This is a genomic window from Kitasatospora sp. NPDC057904 (assembly GCF_042887925.1).
Taxonomy (GTDB): Bacteria; Actinomycetota; Actinomycetes; order Streptomycetales; family Streptomycetaceae; genus Kitasatospora.
Genome location: NZ_JBHVOL010000046.1, coordinates 1 through 11,198 on the forward strand (window position 1 = coordinate 1; position 11,198 = coordinate 11,198).

At 67.9% G+C, this 11,198-nt stretch carries 11 protein-coding genes and 1 pseudogene; 11 read left to right on the forward strand and 1 reads right to left on the reverse strand.

Annotated features, from left to right (window positions below; genetic code table 11):
* The 10 genes and pseudogenes from ACFVSN_RS44260 to ACFVSN_RS44305 form a co-directional block, all read left to right on the forward strand.
* Window positions 1–200, forward strand: a 200-nt coding sequence (locus ACFVSN_RS44260) for a transposase (RefSeq protein WP_387603076.1), incomplete at its 5' end; no start/stop codon positions are given.
* A 349-nt stretch (window positions 201–549) separates the two neighbouring features.
* Window positions 550–1,734, forward strand: coding sequence for an RNA-guided endonuclease InsQ/TnpB family protein (locus ACFVSN_RS44265; protein WP_387603083.1), 1,185 nt, complete (start codon window positions 550–552; stop codon window positions 1,732–1,734).
* A gap of 292 nt (window positions 1,735–2,026) precedes the next feature.
* Complete coding sequence (locus ACFVSN_RS44270) at window positions 2,027–2,371, forward strand: hypothetical protein (protein WP_387603073.1); 345 nt, start codon at window positions 2,027–2,029, stop codon at window positions 2,369–2,371.
* A gap of 513 nt (window positions 2,372–2,884) precedes the next feature.
* Window positions 2,885–3,283, forward strand: a pseudogene (locus ACFVSN_RS44275) (transposase); the annotation flags it as partial.
* Between the two features lie 61 nt (window positions 3,284–3,344).
* On the forward strand, window positions 3,345–3,680 hold the full coding sequence (locus tag ACFVSN_RS44280; protein WP_387603068.1) for a transposase: 336 nt from the start codon (window positions 3,345–3,347) through the stop codon (window positions 3,678–3,680).
* 833 nt (window positions 3,681–4,513) lie between these two features.
* Window positions 4,514–5,302: an MHYT domain-containing protein gene (locus tag ACFVSN_RS44285; RefSeq protein WP_387603065.1), complete on the forward strand. Its 789-nt coding sequence runs from the start codon at window positions 4,514–4,516 to the stop codon at window positions 5,300–5,302.
* Between the two features lie 103 nt (window positions 5,303–5,405).
* Window positions 5,406–7,667 (forward strand): nitrate- and nitrite sensing domain-containing protein, encoded by a 2,262-nt coding sequence (locus tag ACFVSN_RS44290; RefSeq protein WP_387603062.1) that lies wholly within the window; start codon window positions 5,406–5,408, stop codon window positions 7,665–7,667.
* Window positions 7,664–8,074, forward strand: coding sequence for a roadblock/LC7 domain-containing protein (locus ACFVSN_RS44295; protein ID WP_387603059.1), 411 nt, complete (start codon window positions 7,664–7,666; stop codon window positions 8,072–8,074). The genes ACFVSN_RS44290 and ACFVSN_RS44295 overlap by 4 nt, the downstream gene beginning before the upstream one ends.
* Window positions 8,075–8,076: 2 nt before the next feature.
* Complete coding sequence (locus tag ACFVSN_RS44300) at window positions 8,077–8,457, forward strand: DUF742 domain-containing protein (RefSeq protein WP_387603081.1); 381 nt, start codon at window positions 8,077–8,079, stop codon at window positions 8,455–8,457.
* On the forward strand, window positions 8,438–9,091 hold the full coding sequence (locus ACFVSN_RS44305; protein WP_387603057.1) for an ATP/GTP-binding protein: 654 nt from the start codon (window positions 8,438–8,440) through the stop codon (window positions 9,089–9,091). Before ACFVSN_RS44300 ends, ACFVSN_RS44305 begins: the two co-directional genes overlap by 20 nt.
* 369 nt (window positions 9,092–9,460) lie before the next feature.
* Here ACFVSN_RS44305 and ACFVSN_RS44310 read toward each other — a convergent pair whose 3' ends face one another.
* On the reverse strand, window positions 9,461–10,018 hold the full coding sequence (locus ACFVSN_RS44310; protein WP_387603054.1) for a papain-like cysteine protease family protein: 558 nt from the start codon (window positions 10,016–10,018) through the stop codon (window positions 9,461–9,463).
* Window positions 10,019–10,653: 635 nt separating this feature from the next.
* Here ACFVSN_RS44310 and ACFVSN_RS44315 point away from each other — a divergent pair.
* Window positions 10,654–10,857 carry an integrase core domain-containing protein gene (locus ACFVSN_RS44315; RefSeq protein WP_387603051.1) on the forward strand — a complete coding sequence of 68 codons (204 nt, stop codon included), beginning with the start codon at window positions 10,654–10,656 and terminating at the stop codon, window positions 10,855–10,857.
* Window positions 10,858–11,198: the final 341 nt, after the last annotated feature.

An 11,198-nucleotide genomic window follows, 5' to 3' on the forward strand; every position in this document is an offset into this window, starting at 1 on the left:
TCTACCGCCGTTGGCGCCCACCCGTCGAACGCGCCGTCGCCTGGCTCGTCGCCCACGGCAACCGACGCCTACGACACCGCGGCACCATCAAGAACAACACCTGGCTCCACACCCGCGCCGCCGCCCTCAACCTACGAACCCTGATCAACCTCGGACTCACCCACAACGGCACCACCTGGCAGATCGGGGCTGCCGCCTGACAGCGGCAGCCCGGATCACACCAAGATCTTCATCAGCCTTCTAGCGGCTCCCGAGCGCCGTGTCCGATCCCCGCCAGCGCGCGCGGCGGGGCGGCGGCAGAGTCGGGGGCATGCACAAGGTCACCGCGAGCACTGGAGGATGCCATGGGGGTACCCCGGCCGAAAGCTGGGGCAAGGATAGCCGTTTCACCGTCAAGGCGGACCGTGTCTCGGGAGTGACGGTGCTGAGCGCGGGCCCAAGCAGGTGCAGGATCTCGGAGTTGATGGGCCGCTTGTCGGTGGCGGCTTGTACGGTCGGCCGTGGATGGAGTCCGTCGAGAAGTCTGAGCGCGAAACGGATCGCAACATCATGGCGACATTGAAGCCGGCGGCGGAGGAGATCGGGCACGCCCGGTACACCTACCGGCTTCGCGTGTCGTCCACCGCACTCGCGCTGCTTGAGGCCGAGTGGGGCCGGTGCCGTTGGATCTGGAACGAGTGCGTCCACCAGTCCCGCAAGACCGCCGCCGCGAACAAGGCCCTGCCGGATGGCGCGGAGAAGGTGACGTGCGGTCCGGCGCAGCTGGACAGGATGCTGACGCAGGCCCGCGCCGCCATGGTATGGCTGCGTGAAGGCGCTTCGGTTCCGCAGCAGCAGATCATCCGGGATTTCGCGAAGTCCCGCGCGAAGGCGCTCAAGGACATCAAGGCGAAGGTGCCGCAGCACCGCCGGGCGGGGATGCCGAAGCCGAAGAAGAAGCGCGAGGCACTGCCCAGTTTGAACTACACCCGGCGCGGCTTCTGCCTCAGGGACGGCCGCCTGCGCCTCGCGGGCGGAATCGCGCTGACGGTGGCGTGGTCGCGCGACCTGCCGTCCGCGCCGTCGTCGGTGCGCGTGTACCAGGACGCGGCAGGGCACTGGTGGGCGTCGTTCGTCGTCGCCACCGCCACCGCGCCTCTTCCCGCCACTGGCAAGGTGATCGGGATCGACTGGGGGGTCGAGGAGACCGCGACCACCACCAGCGACCCGCACGACCTCCCCCATCCGCAGCACGGCAAGAAGGCCGCCGCCAGGCTTGCCAGGTACGACCGGATGATGGCCCGGCGCAAGCCCAAGAAGGGCCGGCCCGGGTCCAAGGGCTACAAGCACGCGAAGAAGCAGCGCGCCAAGGCCTACCGGAAGGTCGCCGACCAGCGGACCGACACCGCCCGCAAGTGGGCCAAGTCCGTGGTCCGCGACCACGATCAGATCGCGGTGGAGGACTTCCGGCCGAAGTTCCTCGCCAAGACCACCATGGCCAGGAAAGCCGCAGACGCCGCCATCGGCGCGACCAAACGGGCCCTGATCGAGATGGGCCGCAAGCATGGGCGTACCGTGCACCTGGTACACCCCGCGCACACCACGATGGACTGCGCGCACTGCATGACGAGAGCCAAGCATGCACTGCCGCTGGGAATGCGCACCTACACCTGCACCGTATGCGGAGTCTCCTCCCCCAGGGACAAGAACTCCGCACACGTGATGCTCATCCGGGCTGGGCTCGTACCCGGCTGACGTTGAGGGCATAAGACATGGGCGTCCGCAGGGCGACCATGCAGCCCGAGTCAGAAATCCCCCAGACGAAGGCGGAATCCCCCGCCTTCAGGCGGGGGAGCAGTCAACGATCTCAAGGTCCTCTACTTCTTCGCTTCGGCACCCCCGTGGTGCTGATCGGCTCCCGAAACGCGGACGGCAGCGCGAACCTGGCGCCGATGTCGTCCGCGTGGTGGCTGGGCCACTCGTGCCTGCTGGGGCTGGGCAACAGCGCGCAGACGTCCGCGAACCTGCGGCGCGAGGGCGAGTGCGCGTGCTCAACCTGCCCTCGTCCGCGATGGTCGACGCCGTCGACCGGCTGGCGCTGCTGACCGGCAATCCGGTCGTCTCCGACTACCGGCGGGAGCAGGACTACCGCTACGAGCCGCGCAAGTTCGAGGCGGCGGGGCTGACCGAGCTGCCCGGGAAGCTGGTGCGGGCGCCGCGCGCGGCGCAGTGCCCGGTGCAGCTGGGGTGTCGGCTGGCGGCGGCCACGCCGCTGGCGGGCAACGAGCGGTGCACCGCCGTCGAGGTGGAGGCGGTGCGCGCGCACGTGACGAGCGGCTGCTGGTGCCCGGCAGCGACCACTACGTGGACCCGGTCGGCTGGGACCCGCTGATCATGAAGTTGTGCGAGTTCTTCGGCAACGGGCGGCGCCTTGCGCCCTCGCGCCTGGCGGAGGGCTGGCAGATGCCGGGCCGGCTGGCGCCCACGCGGGCCTGACGGAAGGTCCGGGACGGAGAGTCCCGGGGTTGACTTCAACAGCTGTTGAAGTTGTCGAATGGGCCCCGGCACCACCGCACGGGCGCCAATGTCGATGCCCACCCGTGCCGGGGGCCGGGGCCGCCTTCCATCCGGTCGTGCCGGAGGCGGCCCCGGCCCCCGCCGCCGTTCCAGGGACCGCTCAGGCGCCGGCGGCGACCGCCCTGCCGCCGCGGAACATCTCGACCACTCGTCGCCGACGAAACAGCCGTCACCGTCGAAACAGTAGACACGCTGGCTGCCGATGGTGAGCTGTGCCGTGCCGACCTCCGTACCAGCCCAGCCGAGGCCGAGCGCGTCCATGTCGGCCGTTCGTCGACTCCCATCGGGACACCGGCTGGGCGCCAGCGGTCGAGGCAGTGGCTGCGGCATGCGCCGCCTTTCCCTGCGGCCGGGCTGGCCCGATTGGGCCAGCCGCCGTGACGAACACCGCCCAGCGCCGACCGGGCGTACCGATGCCCAAGCCGTCCAGCTCGGGCGGGCGATAGTGAAGACCTTCACGGAGGCGATGGTGTCCGCGGATGTCGACCGGGCCGCCGCAGGCAAGTACGGCCACCCGGGTGAGGAGCTGGCCAACTCCCGTAACGGGCACCGCAATCGGGACTGGGACACCCGCGTCGGCACAATCGACCTGGCGATCCCGCAGGTCCGCTCGGGCTCGCACTTCCCGAGCCAGCTGCTGGAGCGCCGGAGCCGGGCCGAGCAGGCCCCGATCTCAGTGGTCGCCACCTGCCACCTGCTCGGCGTCTCGACCAGACGGGTGGAGAATCTCGCCGAGAACACGCGCTACCCAGCTCTCGAAGTCCCAAGTCTCTTAGATAGCGCAGCACTTGGACGAGATGATCACCGAGTTCCGAGGCCGTTCCCTCGACCAAGACCCCTACGCCCTCGCCCGGGTCGAGGCGCTCACCCGGAATGTCCGCGAAGACATCCGGGTCGTCAACGTCCACTGCCTGGTCACCGTCGGGGTCAACAACGAGGGCTGGCACGAGGTCCTGGGCCCGGACGTCGCCACCAGCGCAGACGGCACCGACTGGCGCACGTCCAGCGGGCAGGGCACATCCCCGGCGAGCACGCGCGAGTGCCTTGCGACGCTTCCGTCGCACTGTCTTTCAAATCTTTCAGATACTCACCAATGTTACCTGCCGCAGCTTCGAATCCGTTGACATGCTGATCAGGTGCACGTCAGGATGGCGGCATGCGGGGCGATTGAATCCCCGCCGCAAAGCTACATGGCTATCATCGGATGGAATGATGCTGCAGTATGCGAAATTACTGGAGCCACGCCAGCTCTGGATTCCACAGCGACCCCGGCCCACGGCATTCCCGATCTACTCAGTGATCATGGACCGATAGATTTCAAATGGATTCGCCGAATTATCGACCACGGAGCAACGGGCCCTTCTCAAACAGGTGCTTTCGGTGACACTGGGTACAGAGAGCGATTCAGCCGAACGGCCAGCTTCAGCGTCTTCCGCACCAAGAGCCCACTCCGCGGGCCGACAGCAGAACCGCAGACCTGCTCCATCCGACCTGGTTCGATGGCCGCCTGAGGCTGACCTCCGCACTACCCCCATTCTCTCCACATCCGGAGGCCTTCTACCAGGCCCGTCCGGCGCTGCCGGACGGCTGGTTGACGGACGTGGACCAGGGGACGCCGATTGACCGCTTCCCCTCGGCAGTCTGGAGTGCCAGCTGCAGGACGGGAGAGGACGGGAGGCTAGTGGGCCGTCATCGTGGCCGCCCCAGGCTCTCTGGTCGACTCTCGCAGCTGGTCCATCCCAGCTGGCGCTGTTGCCGCCGGCCGCGCACCGGACGGCGAACATGCCAGCCGCACCCGCCCCTCGCCGATGCGACCGTGCCCCGCCCGGCTGCTTGCGCTGATCAGCCTCCGCCCGGAACGCGAGTGGCTGGAGGACGTCGCGACACCCCTGGCCGCCACACAGGCGCGCCGAGGAACAATGCCGCCCTTACCCAAGCCGAAAGGACCAGAAGCCCGATGGGCACCATGAACGACTTCAGTTTCGGCTGGCTGACACCGATAATCTCATACTTGATCGCCACGACTGGTGCAGCAATCGGCCTGCACTGCACCGTACGAGCACTGGCCGCGACCGGCACCGGGCGCCGGAACTGGTTGCTCACCGCGGCTGCCGCGATCGGCACCGGAATCTGGACCATGCACTTTGTCGCCATCCTCGGCCTCACGGTGGATGGGACCGAACTGCGCTACGACGTCCCGCTCACTATGCTGAGCCTGGCGGTGGCGATCATGGTGGTCGGCGCGGGCGTGTACGCCGTCGGATACGGCCGGCAGCGAGCCCTCGCGATCCTGCTCGGCGGCCTCGGCACCGGACTGGGCGTGGCCGCCATGCACTACACCGGCATGGCGGCGATTCGCATCCATGGCACCTTCAAGTACTCCCCGGTGGCCGTCGCACTGTCTGTGGCGATAGCGATCCTGGCTGCGACGGCCGGCCTCTGGGCGGCTGTGACGGTGCGGAGCAACACCTCGATCATCGCCGCCGCCCTGGTCATGGGCCTCGCCGTCAGCTGCATGCACTACACCGGCATGGCCGCGGCCCACGTCGACCTGCATCCCGTCCGGACCGGTCTCGACGGTGCCGGGCCCATGGAGTTCGTCCTCCCGCTCTCCGTCTGCCTCGGCTCCTTCCTCCTGATCACCTACGCGTTCGTCGCCCTCACGCCCACACCGGCCGAACGCGCCGCGTACCAGCATGCGGGCGAAGGTCCGGGAGAAACCGCCCTCGACCCGAAGGGACGGTGATCTCATGGGAGTTCGTCACGCCACACCCGTTCCTGGGCCATCCCGCCCGGTGCCGCGACGGCTACGCCCGCACAGCATCCGGGCCCGCATTCTCGCCCTGCTGATGATCTCGGTGGTCTCCGTACTCACCCTCTGGGCCTTCGCCACCGTCAGCACGGCACGCGGCATCTGGGAGCTCCACCAGCTGAAGGACATCCAGAACCGCCTGCTCGACCCGATCGACGCGGTCGTCACCGGCCTGCAGACCGAGCGGGACATCGCAGGCCAGCTGCTGGCCGCACCCGGGCCGGCTGCGGAGGACCGGCTGCGGGCAGCCGCCGCGATCACCAACGGCGCGGCAGCGGAACTCCGCTTCGGTCACCAGTACAACGTCGCCGACGCCGAAGGCCTCGGCGAAGCCGCCGCCACCCGGCTCGATACCCTCGACCAGGCGATCGCCTCACTACCCGGATTGCGGGACCGGATCGCCACCGGCCAGGTCGACTGGACCGAGAGCTACCGCGTGTACACCTCCGCGGTCGAGGATGCCCTCGACGTCCTGGGAGCTGTCGCGCCGCCGTGGGACAACCAAGTCACCTCGAACTCACGCGTACTGCTCGAACTGGCCCGCAGCCAGGAACAACTGGCTCGGGAGGATGCGCTCCTGCGCGCCGGCCAGGCGGCCGGCACGCTGACCGATCAACAACTCCGCGACTTCGGCCGAGCCGTACATACCCGAAGGGCGTTCTTGAGCGCCTCGGCCAACGATCTGCGGCCGGCTGATCAGCGGGCCCTGCACACCGTCATCAACAGCACCGGCTACCAGCAGTTGCAGCGTCACGAGGACGCCATCGCCGCGGCTCCCGACGGCATAGCGGCCATCAGGGCCGGCGGCGCCGGTCAGTGGGCCGGTGTCGCCGGCCCGGTCTCCCTGGCGCTCCAGCAGGTACACACCACGGCCGGCTCGGCCTCCATCAGGCAAGCCGGCTCACCCGCCCTCGGGGCGTACACCGTCTCCGGTGCCGCGACGGCGCTCGGCCTGGTCGCGGTCGTCGTCTCGCTGATCGTCTCCGTGCGGATCGGCCGTGGTCTGGTCACCGAGCTGAACGAGCTTCGAAGCTCAGCGCTGGACCTGGCCAGACGAAAACTCCCTGAGACCATCCGGCGATTGCACAGCGGCGAGGAGCTCGACCTGGAGACGGAGGCCCCGCTGCCGGCGGAAGGTGACGGCGAGATCAGCCAGGTGCACCGTGCCCTCGCCATTGTCCAGCGGGCCGCCATCACTGCGGCAGCAGAGCGAGCCGCAGTCGCAGCCGCAGTCCAGCGGGCAGAGGTACTCTCCGGGGTCTCCGGCGTGTTCGTCAACCTCGCACGGCGCACCCAGGTGCTGGTCAACCGTCAGCTGTCGCTGCTGGATGCGATGGAGCGCCGTGCCGAGAACCCTGACGAACTCGCGGACCTGTTCCGGCTCGACCATCTCACGACTCGAATGCGACGCCATGCCGAAGGCCTGATCATCCTCTCCGGCGCGGCGCCCGGCCGGGCCTGGCACGAGCCCGTTCCGCTCGTGGACGTGGTCCGGGCCGCAGTCTGCGAGGTGGAGGACTACACGCGTGTCGAGGTGCACCAGCTGGCACCTGTCGCAGTGGCCGGGTCTGCGGTGGCCGACCTCATCCATCTGCTGGCCGAACTCGTGGAGAACGCCACCGCCTTCTCGCCTCCGCACACCAAGGTGCTGATCCACGGCGAGCGGGTGGGCAATGGTTTCGTCGTCGAAATCGAGGACCGCGGGTTGGGCCTGGGCCCGGACGCACTGGCCGACGCGAACCGCCGGATCAAGGCCGCTGAACAGGCCGACCTGCTGGACAACGACCGGCTCGGGCTGTTCGTGGTCAGTCGACTGGCCGGCCGACAGGGAGCCCAGGTCGCGCTGAAGCCATCGGTGTACGGCGGGATCACCGCGGTGATCCTGCTTCCTGACGCCCTGGTGATCGATACCGTCGGCACGCCCGGTCCGGCCACGGGTCTTACTCGGACGAGCGCTCAGCCGACCCCGCGCGCCCGTCTACACCCACTCGCCGGGCCGGTCGGCCAACAGCCAGTGATGCCCGGTGAACGACTGGAGATGGAGATGCCTGATGAGCAGCCAGTGCTGCCCGGTGGCAGTGATGAACTACCGCTCCGGGTACGGCAGGCGAACCTCGTACCTCAGCTGCGCCACACGCCGCCCCCGATGGCGCCGCCCCAGGCCGCCGGACCCAGCCCGGAGCAAGCCCGGGCGGCGATGGCCGCCTACCAGCAGGGCTGGACGCACGGACAAGCGGGCCAGGCGGAGCGGAGTCCGCGTACTCAACGACCCATCCACGGCGAGGGAGAGTTCCGATGACCACCGCGACCCACTACTCCGGAGAACTGGGCTGGCTGCTCGACGAGTTGGTCTCCCGGGCGCCACAGGCCCGTTTCGCCGTGATTCTTTCCTCCGACGGCCTGGCCATGGCGACATCCACCGGAGTCCGGCGCGAGGACGGTGAACACCTGGCCGCCGTCGCGTCCGCCTTCCACAGCCTGGCCAAAGGCGCCGGAAGGCATTTCGGGGCCGGCGAAGTCCGGCAGACCATAGCCGAGTTGGAGCACGGTTTCGTATTCGTCGTGGCCTCCGGGCAGGGGACCTGCCTTGCCGTGTGCACGGCCGGCGACACCGACCTGGGTCTGATCGCCTATGAGATGGCCCGTTTGGTCCGTCGCGTCGGTGAGCACATGTACGTGGCACCTCGCGGCGCGGTCGGCGGTTGATCATGCCCCCCTGGGAGTTGCCGCGTCCGCGGTCCGACGCTGCAGCGGGACCGATCGTGCGCCCCTATGCGATGACCGGGGGGAGAACCACACCCAGTCGCAGCGGGCTCGACCTGGTCGCCTTGGTGGTCAGCGACGTTCCCGACCCGGCCGCCGTGAATGTCGGGCCGGAGCACGACCTGCTGCTCACGCTGTGCCGACAGCGTCCGCTGTCAGTAGCCGAGCTGGCCGCCGACACGGACCTGCCGCTCGGTGTGGTCCGAGTACTGCTAGGCGACCTGTTGGACTCCGCGTTGATTCGCGTCACCCAGCCCGCGCCTCCTGCATTCCTTGCTGACCCGCACGTCCTCCAGGAGGTCATCGATGGACTACGCGCACTCTGAGTTCTCTCGCTCCGATCCTTCTCACACCGGCTCTGTTCACTCCCCCCCGGCTCGCTCCGATTCACCAGGGCTGGCACTCAAGGTCCTCGTGGCCGGCGGCTTCGGCGCCGGCAAAACCACATTGGTGGGGGCGGTCAGCGAGGTCCGTTCCCTACACACAGAAGAGTCACTCACCGAAGCCGGCCGAGAGACCGACAACCTGGACGGCCTGGAGCGGAAGAGCACCACGACCGTGGCGATGGACTTCGGCCGGATCACCATCCACCAGGGGTTGTCGGTCTACCTCTTCGGGACCCCGGGCCAGGACCGCTTCTGGTTCCTCTGGGACGAACTGGCGCAAGGGGCTCTGGGCGCCGTGGTACTCGCTGACACCCGCCGGCTGAGTGGCTGCTTCCCCGCCGTGGACTTCTTCGAGCGCCGGGCCATCCCGTTCGTGGTCGCCGTCAACCGATTCCCCGGCTCCCGTGACTTCCAGTTGGGCGACGTCGCACGGGCACTCGACCTGGACGCCGGCATACCCGTCATGCAGTGCGACGCGCGGCTACGAAGCTCAGGCAAGGACGTTCTGATCGGTCTCGTGGAATACGCGAGCCGGATCCACGCAGACCGACTGCTCTCCAGGGCACGCGCCTGACAGCACGGGAGCCTGATTCTCTCGGCGGCAGCCAGCTACTTCAGGCAACGCTGCACTCCGACAGCACCACTCAGACGTCATGGACTCAAGCTCAGCGGCTGCAGCGACGAGTCGCTTCACAGGTTACCGGTGATTTGGCAAACCCGTGAGTAGAGATCAAGGGGCTGGCCGGTGGCCAACGAGGCCAGCATGGCCAGGAGTTCGGTGACGGGGACGTGTTCGACCAGGCCTGCCGGTAGCGGCGCAGGGCGCGCCAAGGGTCGAGCCAGGCACGGATTGCTCGGATGGGTCGTGGCCAGCTGGGCGGCTGCGGCCCGGGTCGGCGGCCCACCATCGGCCTGGCCACGGGCGACTGGGGCAAACTCCACATCACCCCTGCGCGGAGTCGGGCTCCTGCCCCGCCCCCGTTCCCAACCCCCGGCCCTGCCACGAGTCCTCCCCGGAGGCTAGCCCGATCTGGTACACATACGCGGTCCAGCGAAATTCCTCGTTCGAGACAAATTCATCGTAGGAGCGAGACTGGTAGCGCGGGGACGCCGGCCACGGGTCGCTGTAGTGGACGGTTTCGTCGGCGTCGTAGCCGTAGATGACGACGTCATGACCTCCGCCCGTGGCCCAGGCCAGCTCCGCGATGATTGGCCGATTTGCATCGATCTCCTCCTTGATGCTATCGAAGTCGAGGGGACCAACATCACCGGTACCGGGGAGCAGGCCGAGATTCTTCCAGCTCAGCTGCACCGCCCTCAGGAATCCGATCTCGTTAGGGACAGCGAGCGTGCCCAAAGGCAGCAACGCAGTTGCCCCGATGAAGCCCGACTGGCTCACGTTCATGTCCCTGCCGAGGAATCGAGCGATACTCAACCCGCTGGCGGCCCAGCACCACAGGGACTTCTCCTGGACCAACTGAGTGAAATTGAGTTTCGTCATCGTGTCACCCCGGGGGAGGCCAGTGCGGCACCGGCGGTCGCCACCACAGGCCATGCCACCGAAGCCAGGGTTCGGTCCTGCGGCAGGGCGCTCTCGCGCATAGCGGACCCCGATCGACTGGAAGTCGCTATCAGACCGTTCTTCAGCATCAATCCTCGCCCCTTCCAGGGAGTTTGACGGAGAAATCGCCAAAGCAGCCATGAACAGGCCTCATCTGACGATCCATGCAGGGCATGCAGCAAATAGCCGAACGGACGATACGGGGCCTGGGAGCTGATGTCCGCCGCACGGCCGTGAATTGAAAAGGATCGAACCATGACGAACGTTATGGATTCGACGCCCACGGCTTGCAGACAGTCACTCGCCGAGAGATATCGCAGGCGCGCGTTCAGCCGCGAGATCGCGGCCTGTTACAGGAACTACAAATGCCGTCCGCGCGTCTCAGCTTGTTGTTATAGCCCCGGTGGCTCGTCGCACTGGTACACCTGCGCAAGCACAACACCCTCGCGCAGATCACGGCTGGCCTCCACTCGGCGGTGATGTGGTCCTCGGCCAAGTGCCGGCGGTGGTCGACCTCGGCGTTCACCGCTTCCAGCTGACCAGGCATCAGCCGGAGCGCCAGGGCCAGGCCGTGGATGGCCTGCTGGTGCAGCACCCCGCCGCCGAGTCCTTCTTCGCCACTCAAAAGAGAGTTGCTCGGCGACCGCCCCTGGCCCAGCCGAGCCGCAGCGCGGACCGCGATATTCGAGTGGATCGAAGCCTGGTACAACATTCGCAGGCTGCACAGCAGCCTTGGCTACCGCAGTCCCGCCGAGTGGGAGACCGTACTGGCGGCCTGACCACCACACCGACGGTGTCCGTCAAAGCGGAGCAAGAGAGACTTGCCACTCGATCGGCAGACCGGCACTGTGAAGTGCGCCCCGGGCTGGCCGCAGCCGGGAACGTGTTGGCCACCAGCCCCCATGCTTCATCGAGGTCTAATACCGACCGGGCCGGCACCCTTCTCCGCACGAGCTACCAGCCGTTCCCTTCCGGGTCCTCACCTTCCGGGCCCTCGTCCCGCAGGTCCTCACCATCCGGATCCTCGTCCCGCAGGTCCTCACCATCCGGATCCTCGTCCCGCAGGTCCTCACCATCCGGATCCTCGTCCCGCAGGTCCTCACCATCCGGATCCTCGTCC